The organism is Streptomyces humicola (assembly GCF_024436035.1).
GTDB classification, from domain to species: domain Bacteria; phylum Actinomycetota; class Actinomycetes; order Streptomycetales; family Streptomycetaceae; genus Streptantibioticus_B; species Streptantibioticus_B humicola.
The window spans coordinates 125301-140894 of the sequence record NZ_JANFNG010000009.1 but is presented as its reverse complement, the minus strand read 5'-3'; the positions used below and the strand labels follow the sequence as shown (position 1 = coordinate 140894).

The following is a 15594-nucleotide window of genomic DNA, read 5'->3' as shown; positions in this document are numbered from 1 at the left end:
CCCATGCGACCCATCGACCCGCGCCTGCTGACGTACGCACGCACCACGCGTGTCTTCCTCGCCGCGACCGTGGCCCTCGGCCTTGCCGGAGCGGGCCTGGTCGTGGCCCAGGCCATGCTCATCGCCGGCATCGTCACCGGCACGGTCGGTGCTTTCCGGCACCATGACTCCCCCCGACACCTCACCCAGGACATCGCGCTGCTCGCCGCGGTCGCGGCGGGCCGCGCCCTGGTCACCTGGCTCACCGAGCTCGCCGCCCACCGCACCAGCGCGGCCGTCAAATCGGAGTTGCGCAGCCGCCTGCTGCGTCACGCCACCGGCCTCGGCCCCTCCTGGCTGGGCTCACAGCGCACCGGTGAACTCACCACCCTCGCGCTGCGCGGCATCGACGCCCTCGACGACTACTTCGCCCGCTATCTGCCGCAACTCGGGCTCGCCGTCGTCGTGCCCGCCGCCGTACTGGCCAGGATCGCCACCGCCGACTGGGAGTCGGCGCTGGTGATCGTGGTGACGCTGCCGCTCATCCCCGTCTTCATGGCCCTCATCGGCTGGTACACCGAGGCCCGGATGAAGCGCCAGTGGCGGCTGCTCGCACGGCTCTCCGGCCACTTCCTCGATGTGGTCGAAGGCCTGCCCACCCTGAAGGTCTTCGGCCGCGCCAAGGCGCAGGCCGCATCGATCCGAAGGATCACCGACGACTACCGCCGGGCGACGCTCAAGACGCTCCGTGTCGCCTTCCTCTCCTCCTTCGCACTCGAACTCCTCTCCACCATCTCGGTCGCTCTCGTCGCCGTCGGGATCGGCTTCCGCCTCGTCGACGGCTCGCTCGCCCTCTACACCGGGCTGCTCGTCCTCGTCCTCGCCCCCGAGGCATATCTGCCGCTGCGCCAGGTCGGCGCGCAGTACCACGCCGCGGCGGAGGGCCTGGCGGCAGCGGACGAGGTCTTCGCGATCCTGGAGACGCCCGTCCGCACCCCTGGATCGACCCCGGCCCCCGACATCCGTCACGCCCCTCTGCGCGTCGAGGACCTGACCGTCACCCACGACGACCGCCACGGCCCCTCCCTTCCCGCCACCTCGTTCACCCTCTCGCCCGGTGAGATCGTGGCCCTGACCGGTGCGTCAGGGGCCGGCAAGACCACTGTGCTCAGCACGCTGCTCGGCTTCACTGCCCCGACAGCCGGCCGTATCACCGTCGGCGGCCAGGACCTCACCTCCCTCGATCCTCAGACCTGGCGCGACCAGATCGCCTGGGTCCCCCAACACCCCTACCTCTTCGCCGGATCCATCGCCGACAACGTCCGCCTCGCCCGCCCCGACGCGACCGACGACGAACTGCGTACGGCGCTGGCCGACGCCCACGCCCTCGACTTCGTGAACAGCCTCGCACGAGGCACTGACACTCGCCTCGGCGAAGGCGGCGCGGGGCTCTCCGCGGGCCAGCGCCAACGCCTCGCGCTCGCCCGTGCGTTCCTCGCCGACCGGCCGCTGCTCCTCCTCGACGAGCCCACCGCCAACCTCGACTCCACGACCGAGGCCGACGTCGTCGACGCCATCCGCCGCCTCGCCGCGGGCCGCACCGTGATCCTCGTCGTCCACCGGCCCGCGCTGCTGGACCTCGCCGAACGGGTCGTCCGCATCGAGGCCCCGTCGGCTGCGCAGCCGCCCGCGGCTGCGGCTGCCGGCGGCTCGGCCGCCCGGGAGCCGGCGCCGGCACGCGTTGCAGCGCCCGTGCCCGCCTCCGCGCACGCCGACACCTCCATGCCGCCGACGCCCGCCACCGTGGCCGTGCCCGCGCTCCGGCGCGTGCGCCGCATGGCGGGCCCGCTGCGCCCCCGCTTCGTCCTGGCAGCCGCGCTCGGCGCGCTCGCGCTCGGCAGCGCCATCGGGCTCATGGCCACATCCGGATGGCTGATCTCGCGCGCTTCCCAACAGCCGCCGATCCTCTACCTGATGGTAGCGGTCACGGCCACCCGCGCCTTCGGCATCGGCCGTGCAGTCTTCCGCTATGCCGAGCGTCTCGTCTCCCACGACGCCGTCTTCCGCGCCCTCGCCGACCTGCGGGCCGCCGTCTACCGCCGCCTCGAACGCCTCGCGCCCGCCGGGCTGCGCGACACCCGGCGCGGCGACCTGCTCTCCCGTCTCGTCGCCGACGTCGACTCGCTCCAGGACTACTTCCTGCGCTGGCTGCTGCCGGCCGCCACCGCGGCGGTCGTCAGCGCCGCGGCCGTCGCGTTCACTGCCTGGCTGCTGCCCGCCGCGGGAGCGGCCCTGGCCGTGGGGTTGTTCGCGGCGGGAGCCGCCGTTCCCGCGCTCTCCGCCATGCTCTCCCGCCGTACCGAGTCGAGGCTCGCGCCGGCCCGCGGACGGCTGTCCACCGAGTTGGTCGACCTGCTCTCCGGGACGGCGGAGCTGACCGCCGCGGGCGCCCTGACCGCACGGCTGCGCGCCACCGACGACTCCGACCGCGCGCTCACCCGGATCGCCTCCCGGTCCGCCGCCACGGCCGCCCTCGGCTCGGCACTGACCGCGCTCTTCACCGGCCTCACCGTGGCCGCCTGCGCCTACGCCGGAGTGCGCGCCGTGCACGACGGGCGCCTGGCATGGGTGGCGCTCGCCGTCGTGGTGTTCACTCCGCTTGCCGCGTTCGAGGCGGTGGCCGGGATGCCACTCGCCGTCCAGTACCGGAGGCGGGCGCGGCGAGCGGCGGAGCGGGTGCACGAGGTGCTGGACGCGCCCGCACCTGTCGCCGAGCCGGAGCGGCCGGCGGCCGTTCCGCAGACCCCCTATCCGCTGCGCCTGCGCGATGTGACGGTACGTCACCCAGGCATGGAGCAGCCCGCACTCGACGGCTTCGGCCTCGACCTCACCCCCGGCCGCCGCATCGCCGTCGTCGGCCCGTCCGGCGCGGGAAAGACGACGCTGGCGCAGGTGCTGCTGCGGTTCGTGGACCGGGAATCCGGCGCGTACACGCTCGACGGCACCGACGCCGCCACGCTCGACGGCGACGCGGTCCGCCGCCTCGTCGGCCTGTGCGCCCAGGACGCGCACATCTTCGACAGCTCGGTGCGGGAAAACCTGCGCCTGGCGCGCCCCGGCGCGAGTGACGAACAACTGCGCGCCGCCCTCCGTGACGCGCGCTTGCTCGGATGGGTGGATTCACTCCCCGACGGTCTGGACACACTCGTGGGAGAGCACGGGGCACGCATGTCCGGCGGCCAGCGGCAGCGCCTCGCGCTCGCCCGCGCACTCCTCGCAGAGTTTCCCGTCCTCGTCCTCGACGAGCCGGCCGAGCACCTCGACCTGCCCACCGCCGACGCTCTCACCGCCGACCTGCTGCGGGCCACCGAGGGACGGGCCGCGGGCGGCCGGGCCACCGTGCTGATCACCCACCGGCTGGCCGGGCTCGCCACGCCCGGGGCGGTCGACGAGATCGTCGTCCTCGACCACGGACGGACGGTGCAGCGCGGCAGCTACGAGGAGCTGGCCGCCGCCGACGGACCGTTCCGCCGCCTGCTCGACCGTGAGCGTGCGGCCGAGCCCGGACGGCTGCGCGCAGAGCTTTCCGCACCGCTTTCCGTATAAAAATGCACAAATTAGACTCAGGGTCATGGCAGATCCTCAGCCGGATGCACGGCCCGGGCGCAGCGCCGCGCTGAGCGCTCTCGGCTTGCCCTCCCTCGCCCCTGACCTCACCGAGCTGAGCGAACGCCTGCCCCATCTGCTCGAAGCCGTCGTCACCCTCACCACCGGGCTCGACGTGCACGAAACGCTGCGCCCCATCGTCGAGACCGCCGCCGATCTCGCCGGCGCCCGCTACGCCGGGCTGGGCGTGATCAAAGCCGACGGCAACGGCCTCGCGGACTTCGTCACCCATGGAGTCGACGAGGCGGCTCGGCGCCCTCCGCGAGGTGCAGCGGCCGTGGCTCGGCTTCCCCGAGGGCCGCGGCGCGCGGAGGCGATGGGCGGGACGTGCTCGTACGGGCCGGGGCCGGACGGCGCCGGGACGACGGTGGTGTGGGAGGCGCCGCTGTAGCCGGCGTGGCGGGGCCCAGCCGTGGCCCGGCGGGGCGGTCATCCGCCGGCGATGACGCGTTCGATGGCGAGCGCGACGCCGTCGTCGTCGTTGGCGGCGGTGCGATGCGTCGTGGCGGCGAGCACGTCGGGATGGGCGTTGGCGACGGCGTACGACGTGCCGGCCCACGACAGCATCGCCAGATCGTTCGGCATGTCGCCGAAGGCGACGACCTCGTCGGCGGAGATCCCGCGCTCGGCGCAACAGCGGGCCAGGGTCGTGGCCTTGCTGACACCCGCGCCGCTGATCTCCAGCAGCGCGGAGGGACTGGACCGGGTGAACTCGGCGTGGCCGCCCGCAGCACGGCGGGCTGTGGCGAGGAATGCGTCGGGGTCGGCGGTCGGGTGCTTGGCGAGGAGCTTGAGCACCGGCTGGTCCGTGGCCCACGCCAGCAGTTCCTCTATGGGGGCGCTCACCGAGTCGGGTTCGGCGAAGAACGCCGTGTACCCGGGCTCGTAGTGGAAGCCGCGCGTCCGCTCGACCGCGAAGGCCGTGCCGGGGGCCGCGGCGCGCAGCTCGGCCACGACGCTGAGGGCGTCGCGTACGGCCAGCGGGTAAGCGGCCAGCAGGAGGTCGCGGTGCAGGTCGTAGACGGCCGCACCGTTGGCGCAGATGGCGACGCCGTGGCGCGCGGTATGGGCGGCGACGACGTCCATCCAGCGGGCCGGGCGGCCGGTGACGAAGAAGACCTCGATGCCCGCGTCCTCAGCGGCGGTGAGGGCGGCGATGGTGCGGGCGGAGACGGTCTTGTCGTTGCGTAGCAGGGTGCCGTCGAGGTCGGTGGCGATGAGCCGTGGTTTGGGGGGACTGGCCTGGGGCTCCGGGGACCGGGGAGTCCGGTAGGTCGTGGTCACGGGGTCCATACTGGCGCACAACGGCGCACACGCGTGGAGTAGGGGCGCGTGCAAGCCAATGCGCTCCCGCGTCTCCGGTCACCCGCGCCACTGTCGCCCGCGCCCGCACGTGGTCGCCCTTCTTCACCCCCGACCCCGGCCGCGACCCGCAGGTCACCGGGCAGGACCTCGCCGACGAGCTGGACCTGTGGGTCAAGGCCCTCGGCGACAAGGTCCCGGCCAAGCACGTGTGGCACTGCCCGGTGCGCACGGCCCCCGGCGACCGCATCCTGTCCGACGACGAGTGGGCCCAGGTCGCCCGGCGCATCCTGTACGCCAGCGGCGTCGCCCCCGAAGGCGACGAGAGGGCATGCCGGTGGATCGCGGTGCGCCACGCCCCAGACCACATCCACATCGTCGCCACCCTGGTACGCGCGGACCGCACCCGGCCTCGCCACCGCAAGGACGGCATCCGCGCTCAGGCCGAATGCCGCAAGATCGAGAAGGAGCCTCATCGCCACCCCGGATGTCGAGACCGGTGAAGCGGTAATTCCCCTGCGCAACCAGCGTGCGGCCCGAGCCCGCCGGGACGCCGCCGACGCCACCGACCACGCGAACCTCACGCTTGAATCCGACGACGATGCGGCAGCGGCCGCCCAGCTGATCGGAGTCGGCGAGGTGCTGGATGCCCTTGTCCAGACCTCATCCGCCGACACGAAAGCCGAGCTACGACAAGGCGCCCGGTTCTTCGAGCGTGCCACCCGCTCGCACATCCGCACCGAACAGGCCGAACTGCGAGCCCTGCGCCGCGCCGCCCGCGAGATCGTCTCCGGGGGACCCGCCCTCGGCCGCGGCGGGGATGCGCTGGCGGCCTCGCTCGACGAGGCCGTACGCGCCGGACACAACCCCGCCGCCCTCCTTAAACAGACAGGGGAGATCAGGGAGCTGGGCACCGCCAACCACATCAGCGACGTCCTGGTCTGGCGATTGCGCCGACTCGGAAACCTGCCCGCCTCGGTCGACCTGCCGAAGCCACCACCCAACCGGCGACTGGCCCCGACGACGCCAGCCACAGCAGCGACCACCCGCACCGTGCCACCGCCGACCCCGGGCACTGCACGACCACGCGCACGCTGACCCCATCCACACGGGAGCCACCCACCGCCACCGGTGGTCGGCTCCCTAGGCACCATGTGACTTCGCTCGACAAATGGCGTCTGGGCGCCGTACCCGGCACCGCGTGCCCGGCCACACGTAAGTTGTCGTGAGCGCTTCACTAGGTAGAGCGGGCTGAGCGTTTAGTTGGCGGTTCCTGCTTCCGCGTCAGTCCTCGCACCGGAGTTGGCCCTGGAATCTCAGCTGTGTCCCCGGGGGGAAGGTGACCGCCGGGTAGCTTAATCGGGCATGACGCCAGGGCTTGCGACCGGCGGGCTGCGGCAACGAGCCGACGCCCTGGTATCCCGGGGCAGACCATCCGGATGTGGCTGCCGCTCGCCAGTCGCGCTCGAATGGCGCATGGTGGAGGACATGGGTCCCGGGCAGCGTCTTGCCGGGTGGCGGCAGCCATGGCAGTCGGCCCACGGGCTGCTGGCGATCCCTGTTGTGCTCATCGTGGTGATCACGATCGTGGACATCTTGGTCCCGGTCGATGTCCACCTGAGTCCGCTGCTGGTCATCGCGCCCGCGATCACCGCCTCGTTCGCCGGTCCCCGGCTGACCGGGCTGGTCGGGGTCCTGGCAGTTGCGGCCCAGGCGTACATCGGCTGGCACTTCGGCGCACTGTCCTCCCGAAACGTGATGAATCAGATCCTCGCCCTGGCAGTGCTCTCGTGCCTGATCGTGTTCTTCTGCGTGGTACGCGAGCGGCGCAGACGGGAGCTCGCCCAGGTGCGATCAGTCGCCGAGGCCGCGCAGCACGTCCTGCTGTGGCCGCTCCCGAACCGGATCGGCCCGCTGCGCACCGCCTGCCTGTACCTCGCCGCAGAGGACGAGGCCCAGATCGGCGGCGACCTGTACGCGGCCACCCGCACCGAGGACGGAGCCCTCGTGCTGATCGGCGACGTGCGGGGCAAGGGTCTGGCCGCCATCGGAGAGGCCGCCCTCCTGCTGGGCGCCTTCCGCGAGGCCGCCCACCAGCACGCCACCCTGCCCGCGCTGGCCACTGCCCTGGAAGGCAGCATCGACCGCTACCAGGCCGAGTTCCCCGAGCCGGACGAAGAGGCCGGGGAACGCTTCGTCACCGCCCTGCTGCTGGAGATCCCCGACGAAGGCCACATCACCCGGCTGACCAGCTGCGGCCATCCCCCTCCCCTGCTGCTCAGCCCCGGCAACGCCGTCACCGTCCCGAGCGTGCACCCCGCGCCCCCGCTGGGGCTCGGCGGGATCGGACCGACGGACTATACCGTCGATGTGTTCTCCTTCGAACCCGGAGACACCCTCTTGCTCTACACCGACGGCGTCATCGAAGCCCGCGACGCGAGCGGCGGCTTCTACCCGTTCGCGGTACGGGCCGCCCAGTGGGCCGACAGCAGCCCCGAGATACTCCTCCACCACATCCGGCGCGATCTCCTCGCCCACGCCGGCGGACGCCTCGACGACGACGCCGCCCTCATCGCGATCCACCGCCCCCCCGCCCCCCCCCGCCCCCACCCACCCGGGCCACCACCACGCAAAGATCATCCACGGTAATGGCTTCCCCCGAGGCTCTGGCAGAAGCGAACGGCACGAGTAGGGGATGGAGCACGTCTATACCCCGGAGAGCCGGCCCCCCGATCCGGGAGGTACTTGACACGCCGGGCGACGAAGGCGGCAGCGGCGTCCGGGGCGCGGGTATGCGCAACAGTGACGGCGGTGGTGGCAACGGCGGCAACGAGGCCCAGGACGACGTCCATCAGCAGCAAGACCGCGCCGTTGAGCGCTAGCGCCAGGAAGACCAGGCCGGTCTGGGCGAGCCGTGTGGACAGGGCCACGATGCGCGGCTTCAGGCCGCGGTGGAACAGGACACGGTGCAAAGCAACCGGTGTGGCAAGGACGGCAGAGGCGACATCCGTCATCAGCAGCGTGACCACGTAGGTGTCGCGCTGGAACGCGTTGAGCTGCGCGAAGCGATTAGTGAAGGCTACGCCGAGCAGGAAAGCGAAGACGATCTGTACGCCGGCCTGGACTACACGCAGCTCCTGCAGGAGCTCCACCAGGTTGCGATCGGCCCGCGCCTGGGGGCTTTCCGGGCGTGGCACCTGTGGTTCAGGTTGCGGCTGCATCTGCATAGGGTCGCTGTCGATCGGTTTGTGAGGGTGGCGGGCTGTTACGGGGTCGCGCCGTTCATCGGCATGGCCCTCGTCGCAGTGCTGCTCGGCAAGTCTCCGTCGCCACCAAGCTCCGGGGCATCACCCAAGATCGCTCAGAGAAGTAATCCGCGGAAGCTCTACCTACCGATGCGGCCTTGCCGCCTACTCTGACAGTGACGAGCTGTTCAGAGAGGGGCAAGGCCGTGTCATTTGATGCTACCTCGGACCCGTTCGCCGAGCCGGTCGCCTTCGGCCAGCGCATGCAGCTGCTCCGCACCCGGCGCGGCATGACCCGCGAGGTGCTCGCCGGGCTGCTCGGCAAGTCCCCGTCGTGGGTGAAGCAGATCGAAAACGGGCGGCTCAAGACCCCGAAACTGGACATGATCCTGGCCATCGCCGAAGCCCTGCGTGTCCGCAACCTCGCCGACCTCACCGGACAGCCACAGCCCGTCGAGCTGTTCGTCGGACCTGGGCATGCCCGTCTGCCCGCAGTTGCCACGGCCATCAACGCCCTCCCGCTGACAGCCGACCGGGAAGCGCCGCCGATCGAGCACCTCAAGGCCCGCCTCGCCCGCTCATGGGCCGCCCGCCACCAGGCGCCGAACCACCGGGACGTCATCGGCGCCCTGCTGCCCGACCTGATCCGTGACGCACAACTCGCCGTGCACCAGGCCGACACATCCGCCGAGAGGCGTGCCGCGCAGGCCCTCTTGTCCGAGGCGTACTCGCTGGCGCAGTTCTTCGTCGCCTACCAGCCCGACGCCTCGCTGCTGTGGCGCGTCGCCGAGCGCGGCATGGTCGCTGCGCAGGAGTCGGAGGATCCGCACGCGATCGGCGTGGCGGCGTGGCTACTCGCACAGGCGCACCGCGACAGCGGGCCTGGTCACTTCGACGCCGCGGACGCCGTCAACCTCGACGTGCTCGGCTACCTGACACCGCTGCTGCCGGACGCTTCGGACGATGTGCTGGCCATCACCGGTGCGTTGCAGTTCGAGGCCGGCTACACCGCTGCACGCCGCGGCGACACCGGTTCCGCCTGGGGGTATTGGGACACCGCCCGTGCCATGGCTGCCCGTCTGCCGGACGGCTACTACCATCCGGTCACCTCGTTCGGGCAGGCCATCATGGGCGCACATGCCGTCACCGTCGCGGTCGAGCTGCACGCCGGCGGCGAGTCGGTACGGCAGGTCACACGGGCGGAAGCCGACGTGATCCCGTCCCGGCCACGCCGCTCCAGGCACCGGATCGAGCAGGCCCGCGCCTACCACCTCGATGGGCAGCCGGACGTAGCCCTGGCCACGTTGGAGCAGGCGCACGAAGCCGCGCCGGAGACGATCCGATGGAACGGCTTCGCCCGCCGGATCGTGTTGGAGGAGGCGGAATCCAAGACGCCGTCACGGCGGCAGCGAGCATCAGAACTCGCAATGAAAATCGGCATGTTGGCGGCGTGATGATCGCAGCGTGAGCAAGGTGCACAAACTGTGCCCCTTCTTCGGATGTGGCGCTCCTACGGTCGAGATCGAACCAGCCGCCGATGCCGGGGGGACGATCTCATGACCGCCGAACAGCCCGCCCTCGCCTACGTGTACGACAGACATGCCACGGCCAACACGGTCGTACTGCGCCTGCGGCTACAGGTCTGTGCGCAGTATGCGGAGGCGCAGGGCTGGATGATCGGTGGATGGTTTGTCGACGAGGGCGACGACGCCCTCACCAACGACAGGCGGCCCGCGTTCGAGGCGATGCTCAACACCATCCGCGTGGCCGGGGTCGACACTCCGCGGGTGTGCCTCGCCTACGACTGGGACCGGCTCTCTCGCGACCAGGAGGCGCGCGGGCTGCTGACACGCCGCGTGCTGCACCTCGGTGCGTGGGTCGAAACCTGCTGCGGCGAGCAGCGCCGCCCGGACGGCACCTGGGTACAACGCGCCCGCCTCACCACGGCCCCGATCACGGCATGACCGCGCCCGCGTGGACGACCGGCCGCTGCTGGCTGTACTGCCGCCGACCGGATTGCCCGTGATGTGGGTCGGCTCCGTGCAGATCATCGTCGTGCACGCCCCGCTGTACCTCTGCGAGGCATGCCTGAGCGAGCTGTCCGCCACGGTGTGGCAGCACGGCGGCGGTGGCGAAGTCAGTGCCCTTGTCGATGCTGTGAGCCGCTTGCCGTACATGTTGCGCACCACGTCCACGCCGGCTCGTCCGCAGCTATCGCAACTCCAGCTCGCGGTGCTGTCCTCCATTGGACGAGGGACATGTTGATCACGCGGCTCCCTCATGCGCCCAGAAGATGGCCTTGTTGATCTTTGAGCCGAGCGGATCAGCGACTACCGCCGCTGCGCTGCAGCTGCGCGCCGCGTGCCCCCGCATGGGACAAAGGGCTGGAGCGGGTACCCGTAGAGGCGAGGAGTACCTGGAGTTCCGGCAAGATGCCATAACGGTAGGCGCGCAGCCATGTTTGCTCGCCTGAGACGGACGCCTCGTGGCAGGCAGGATCGGTTCGGGCGGCGAGCTGTTCCATCACCTCGTCGACGGCGAGCTGGCCGGTCACGAACCGGTGCAGGCCCAGAGGCGGGTATCCCCGGTCCCAAAGGAGGAGTGGCGTGCTGCGTGGGTCGACCTCCACGGCCCGTGAGGCGGCGTCTTTGGGTTGGCAGGCGAAGCCGTCGGTAGCGGCAACGTGCGCCCAGAACGCGGGGCCGTCGCCGATGTGCGCGAGCGCGATCTGCGGGCCCGGCCGCGGCCACTGCAGAGCATGGTTCACTACGGCACGTGGAACACGCCCACTCGAGCTCTGGTTTATCAGGGCGAAATATCCGGCCCTATTGAGTGAATGCGTGCGTGTCATGGTATCTGTTCGACGGTTCCGGTTACATGCGGTGGCGTGGGTGTCGTGCCCCGTCAACCCCGAGGAGCGTCAAAGTGAGAAAGACCCTGCGCGCGAGCGCCTTGATAACCGGAGCGTGTGGCCTTTTGCTGGCCGCGGCCGGACCGTCGTTCGCCCAGACCCAGCGCGCACCCACCGGCGGCTTTGGCTCCGGCGGCTGGGACGGGTTGAAGTCCATCGACAGCGACACGATCGCCGACTTCCGCATCTTCTTCCACTGCTCGTCGTCCTCCCGAACGTGCATCAACGGGCCGGTGGACAGCGGCAACCTCTGGGGTTCCCAGAACCTCTGGTGGAAGTCCGGCGCCGCCGTCGACAGCGGCAGCCCCACCAACACCAACGGCAACACCAACGGCCACATCGAGACCCACGGTCCGCAGGGCCCCAAGGACATTCAAACCGTCCGCTAGGACGCAGGTCAGATACACCGCCGTGATCGCCCGGCCAGTCCTTCCGGGCGATCACGGACGGCGTCCAAGGCGAGCGTGATCAGGTCAGTTGTGGCCCCTCGCCTTCTGCCGCACCGCCTGCGGCGGTTCGGCCGCACCCTGCGACAACCCCCCGGCGGGGGCGGCACCGCCGGGGGGCGGGTCGGCGTGAGCGCCCATGACGGAGTCTCCACTGTTCGTGGAACCGTTCGTGTTCGCAATGTTTCCGCTGCTGGCCGGATTCCCCCGGTTGAGGAAGTTCCCGCTGTTCTGGCTGTTACCACTGTCTGCCGCACCGTTCACGTCCGAGATGTTACCCGTGTGATAGGGATTTCCCTGGTTGGAGAAATTCCCGCTGTTCAGGCGGTTGTCGCTGTGCGCCGGGCCGTTGATGCAGGGGTGCGGAGAACTGCTCACAGGCGATTTGTAGTTGTAGTCGACGAGGTGGTTGTTGCACAGCACGCCGGAGACCATCCTGCCCAGCGTGCCCACGTCGAGACCCACCAGTGAGGAGAGCAGGGATTGTGGCGACGGCTGCGGCGCGGGTTGCGCGTGCGCGGTTCCGGCGCCACACATCACCAGCCCACAGGTGCCGACGACGGTCACGGCCTGCGCGACTCTTCTCACAAAGCTCACCATCCTCTGAATACGCTCCTGCGGGCCTAATCGTGCGGCATCTGGTACGGCTATGTGGTCGGTAACCCGCCGAAAAAAGCTGATCATCCGTCAAATTCATTCGCACGGCTCAGTTGTGGGCTCTCCGGCGTCCCATTGTGAACGGGCACCCGGATCGTGCGAGCCACTCCCAGGCGGGCCGAGACGTTCCCCCCACCGGACCGTCATCACGGCATTTTGCAATCCCCGTGGGGGCCGCTCTCAGACATACGAGAGGCGGATAACTCGAAGACTCAACCTGCTCGGCCGAATCCGCAGTCCAGCGCCTCCCACCTGCGAATCCACGATGGAAGGTTCCGCACTGGGCGGATGGCGACGGGGTGGTGTCGGCGGTCACGAAATTCCCCAGGTGGGACGGGTTGGGCGTCACGTAACTCGGCCTTGTCGACGATCTTGTGATCGGGTGGGTTGCGTGGCGAGGAGTACGCGCTTTCGCAGAAGATCGAGGTTGGCCCGGCCGAATCCCTGCCGCTTGGGGAGCTTGACTCTCGTAACCTGGCCCTCGACCTGGCCGGATCTCCAGGGGGTGGACAACCCTGCGGTCACCGCGTCTTGGTCCCGGCGGAGGCCGTTGACGAAGGAGTGCGTGGCGCTGCTGTGCCGCACTCTGGGGGTGACCCCCACCTGCGTCTGATGACCTCTCGTGTTTCGCATTTTTGCCTTGGTGGCGGTGCGCGAACCGGGGTGCGACGAGGGCCTGTTGGGGCGTGGTCCGGCCGGTTCGTGGGGCGGATGACGGAGCGGATGAAGAAGCATCGGCGATGTCTGTTTCACCCTGATTGGTCAACTCGCAGATCGTTGATGAAAACGGATCGAGGAGCCGCGCTATCTGCCGGTCGACGGATGAGGTGGGCGACTGGTCAGCCACCGGGCGAGCCGAGCGGTTGTTCGGTCCATACGGTCTTGCCGGCCTGGGTGTAACGGGTGCCCCATCGCTCGGTGAGTTGGGCCACCAGGAAGAGGCCGCGGCCGCCTTCGTCGGTGATGCGGGCCCGGCGCAGATGCGGGGAGGTGTGGCTGGGGTCGGAGACCTCGCAGATGAGGTGTTCGGTGCGGATCAGCCGCAGCGTGATGGGGCCGTCGGCGTACCGGTAGGCGTTGGTGACCAACTCGCTCGCGATGAGCTCGGTGGTGAAGGCGAGTTCCTCCAACCCCCACTCGGTCAGCTTGGCCGCGGTCAAATTCCGGGCCCGGGCGGCGGCGGTCGGCTCCCGGGCAAGGTCCCAGGAGGCGACATTCTCCTGGACAAGCACCCGGGTGCGGGCGATCAGCAGCGCGATGTCGTCGGTGGGTCGCTCGGGGACCAGCGCGTCCACCACCGCCTGGCAGGTGCGTTCCAGGGGGCCGGCGGACCGGGTGAGCTCCGCGCACAGGCGCGTGAGCGCGACGTCGATGTCGCCGTTGCGCTCCTCCACGAGCCCGTTGGTGTAGAGGGCGAGCAGGCTGCCCTCGGGCAGGTCGAGCTCGTACGCCTCGAACGGCAGCCCGCCGAGGCCGAGCGGCGGGCCCGCGGGCAGGTCGGGAAGGCGCACCTGGCCGTCCGGGGTAGCCACGACCGGCGGCGGGTGGCCGGCGCGTGCCAGGGAGCAGTGCCGGGAGACGGGGTCGTAGACCGCGTACAGGCAGGTCGCGCCCACTACTTGCTCGCCCGGCGGCTGGTCGCCGTACGCCTCGCGCTCCGCCGCCAGCAGGTTCACCAGGTCGTCCAGCCGCGCGAGTACCTCATCGGGTTCCAGGTCGAGGCTGGCCAGGGTGTGCACCGCGGTCCGCAGCCGGCCCATCGTGGCGGCGGCGTGGATGCCGTGACCGACCACGTCCCCCACGACGAGCGCGACACGGGCGCCAGAGAGGGGGATGACGTCGAACCAGTCGCCGCCGATACCCGGTTCGGCGCTGGCCGGCAGATAGCGGTGCGCCACCTCGACGGCCCGCTGGGCCGGCACCGCGGACGGCAGCAGGCTGCGCTGCAGGGTGAGCGCGGTGCGCTGCTGCTGGGTGAAGCGGCGGGCGTTGTCGATACAGACGGCGGCGCGCGCGGCGAACTCCTGCGCCACGGTCAGATCGTCCTCCTCGAACGGCTCCGGGCGCCGCGACCGCCACAGGCTCACCACCCCCAGTACCAGGCCGCGCGCGGTCAACGGCACCACGATCATCGAGTGCACGCCGAGACCGAGAGCCTCTTCGGCCCGCCGCCGGTCCAGCGAGTACCACTCGGGGTGGATGAGCTCCACCGTTTCCAGCATCGGCCGACCCGCGGCCAGGCACCTGGCCTGCGGTGACTCCGGTGCGAGGGGGACCGCCTCGCCCTCCGGGTACGCGACCCGCGGTTCCCCGGGCGAGAAGGCCACGCGGAGCAGCGGCCCGGCGGCATCGGGGCGCGGCTGGTCACCCCGTGTCACCGGCTGCAGCAGGTCCACCGAGACGTAGTCCGCCAGTCCGGGCACGGCCGCCTCGGCCAGCTCCCGGGCGGTCCGCTGCACATCCAGTGTGGTGCCGATCCGGGCACCGGCCTCGTTGAGCAGCGCAAGCCTGCGCCGGGCCCGGTGACGGTCGGTGACGTCCTCGATGGTCTCGGCCACGCCCAGGATCCGTCCGGCGGAGTCCTCCATCCGGAACGCGGAGGCGGACACCCACCGCTCCCGGCTGGGATCCCTGCGCAGCCGGCAGGACTGCTCGGTGAAGACCATCGGCTTGCCGGTCTCCAGCACCCGGCGTACCCGGTCCTCGGACGGCCCGGCGTCCTCGCTGACCAGCACCTCGCCGGTGCGACGGCCCCGGTGTTCCTTGGCCGTCATCCCGCTGGTCGTCTCCACCGCCCGGTTGACCCGGATGATGTGCAGGTCCGGGCTGTGGACGACGAGACCGATCGGCGACCGGTGGTACAGGCCGTCCAGCAGCGCACGGTCCCGCTGCCATGCGATGACCTCCTCGGCCGGCGCGCCGACGAGAAACCACTCCCGGGCGATCTCGTTCCGCACGACCGCGGTGGACCGGAATCCCATCTCCACACGCCGACCGTCGCGGTGGCGCAGCGGCATCACCCCGAACCAGCCCCCTGCGCTCAGGCAGTCCGCCACCGCGGCCCGGGCGGTCGGCAAGTCGCCGGGGTCGATCAGGAACTCCTGCCACAGCCGGCCGATCACCTCCTTGCCGGGGTAGCCCAACAGCTCCTGGGCCCGTGTGCTCCAGCCAACCACCCTCCCGTGCTCGTCCAGCACCGCGGAGGCGGCGTGGCCCAGCGCGAAGGGGTCCTCCGGACTCTCGCTGAACGGGGTCGCCGGTATGCCCATCACAACCACCTTTGTACTCGTGGTTCCGATGCTCCTACCGCAACCCCCGGGCCGCTAGGCGGTGGGGGCGGTGTCGGGTCATGTTGTCCGGGCGAGGAGGAGGGGCTGACCGGCGCCCC

The 15594-nt window shown here is 70.7% G+C and carries 13 protein-coding genes and 2 pseudogenes; 9 read left to right on the top strand and 6 right to left on the bottom strand.

Going from position 1 to position 15594, the window contains the following annotated elements:
* Positions 1-3 precede the first annotated feature (3 nt).
* Positions 4-3585 carry a thiol reductant ABC exporter subunit CydD gene (gene cydD, locus NGB36_RS14495; protein ID WP_255920662.1) on the top strand — a complete coding sequence of 1194 codons (3582 nt, stop codon included), beginning with the start codon at positions 4-6 and terminating at the stop codon, positions 3583-3585.
* A 25-nt stretch (positions 3586-3610) separates the two neighbouring features.
* Positions 3611-4036, top strand: a complete 426-nt coding sequence (locus NGB36_RS14490) for a hypothetical protein (RefSeq protein WP_255920661.1) — start codon at positions 3611-3613, stop codon at positions 4034-4036.
* 38 nt (positions 4037-4074) lie between these two features.
* Here NGB36_RS14490 and NGB36_RS14485 read toward each other — a convergent pair whose 3' ends face one another.
* Complete coding sequence (locus NGB36_RS14485) at positions 4075-4938, bottom strand: Cof-type HAD-IIB family hydrolase (protein WP_255920660.1); 864 nt, start codon at positions 4936-4938, stop codon at positions 4075-4077.
* 101 nt (positions 4939-5039) lie between these two features.
* Between NGB36_RS14485 and NGB36_RS14480 the strand changes: the two are divergent.
* From NGB36_RS14480 to NGB36_RS14470, 3 genes and pseudogenes are all read left to right on the top strand, one after another.
* A pseudogene (locus tag NGB36_RS14480) lies at positions 5040-5417 on the top strand (relaxase/mobilization nuclease domain-containing protein); the annotation flags it as partial.
* Positions 5418-5586: 169 nt separating this feature from the next.
* Positions 5587-6045: a hypothetical protein gene (locus tag NGB36_RS14475; RefSeq protein ID WP_255920658.1), complete on the top strand. Its 459-nt coding sequence runs from the start codon at positions 5587-5589 to the stop codon at positions 6043-6045.
* Positions 6046-6435: 390 nt separating this feature from the next.
* Positions 6436-7596, top strand: a complete 1161-nt coding sequence (locus NGB36_RS14470; protein ID WP_255920657.1) for a PP2C family protein-serine/threonine phosphatase — start codon at positions 6436-6438, stop codon at positions 7594-7596.
* Here the strand turns inward: NGB36_RS14470 and NGB36_RS14465 are convergent.
* On the bottom strand, positions 7584-8174 hold the full coding sequence (locus NGB36_RS14465) for a DUF6328 family protein (protein ID WP_255920656.1): 591 nt from the start codon (positions 8172-8174) through the stop codon (positions 7584-7586). The two genes, NGB36_RS14470 and NGB36_RS14465, sit on opposite strands and share 13 nt — an antisense overlap.
* A gap of 224 nt (positions 8175-8398) precedes the next feature.
* On the opposite strand from NGB36_RS14465, the gene NGB36_RS14460 reads away from it, so the two are divergent.
* The 3 genes from NGB36_RS14460 to NGB36_RS14450 all read left to right on the top strand — a co-directional run bounded on the left by NGB36_RS14460 (position 8399) and on the right by NGB36_RS14450 (position 10457).
* Positions 8399-9646, top strand: coding sequence for a helix-turn-helix domain-containing protein (locus tag NGB36_RS14460; RefSeq protein ID WP_255920655.1), 1248 nt, complete (start codon positions 8399-8401; stop codon positions 9644-9646).
* A 102-nt stretch (positions 9647-9748) separates the two neighbouring features.
* Positions 9749-10156 (top strand): recombinase family protein, encoded by a 408-nt coding sequence (locus NGB36_RS14455; RefSeq protein WP_255920654.1) that lies wholly within the window; start codon positions 9749-9751, stop codon positions 10154-10156.
* Between the two features lie 10 nt (positions 10157-10166).
* Positions 10167-10457 carry a hypothetical protein gene (locus NGB36_RS14450; protein ID WP_255920653.1) on the top strand — a complete coding sequence of 97 codons (291 nt, stop codon included), beginning with the start codon at positions 10167-10169 and terminating at the stop codon, positions 10455-10457.
* A gap of 58 nt (positions 10458-10515) precedes the next feature.
* Here NGB36_RS14450 and NGB36_RS14445 read toward each other — a convergent pair whose 3' ends face one another.
* The gene (locus tag NGB36_RS14445; protein ID WP_255920652.1) at positions 10516-10959 is read right to left on the bottom strand and encodes a hypothetical protein; all 444 of its coding nucleotides are present in this window, start codon (positions 10957-10959) and stop codon (positions 10516-10518) included.
* Positions 10960-11117: 158 nt separating this feature from the next.
* On the opposite strand from NGB36_RS14445, the gene NGB36_RS14440 reads away from it, so the two are divergent.
* The gene (locus NGB36_RS14440; protein ID WP_255920651.1) at positions 11118-11492 is read left to right on the top strand and encodes a hypothetical protein; all 375 of its coding nucleotides are present in this window, start codon (positions 11118-11120) and stop codon (positions 11490-11492) included.
* An 84-nt stretch (positions 11493-11576) separates the two neighbouring features.
* Here NGB36_RS14440 and NGB36_RS14435 read toward each other — a convergent pair whose 3' ends face one another.
* The 3 genes and pseudogenes from NGB36_RS14435 to NGB36_RS14425 all read right to left on the bottom strand — a co-directional run bounded on the left by NGB36_RS14435 (position 11577) and on the right by NGB36_RS14425 (position 15475).
* Positions 11577-12149 (bottom strand): hypothetical protein, encoded by a 573-nt coding sequence (locus NGB36_RS14435; protein ID WP_272501144.1) that lies wholly within the window; start codon positions 12147-12149, stop codon positions 11577-11579.
* Positions 12150-12551: 402 nt separating this feature from the next.
* Positions 12552-12770: pseudogene (locus NGB36_RS34055) on the bottom strand (hypothetical protein); the annotation flags it as partial.
* Between the two features lie 275 nt (positions 12771-13045).
* Positions 13046-15475 (bottom strand): SpoIIE family protein phosphatase, encoded by a 2430-nt coding sequence (locus tag NGB36_RS14425; RefSeq protein ID WP_255920650.1) that lies wholly within the window; start codon positions 15473-15475, stop codon positions 13046-13048.
* Positions 15476-15594: the final 119 nt, after the last annotated feature.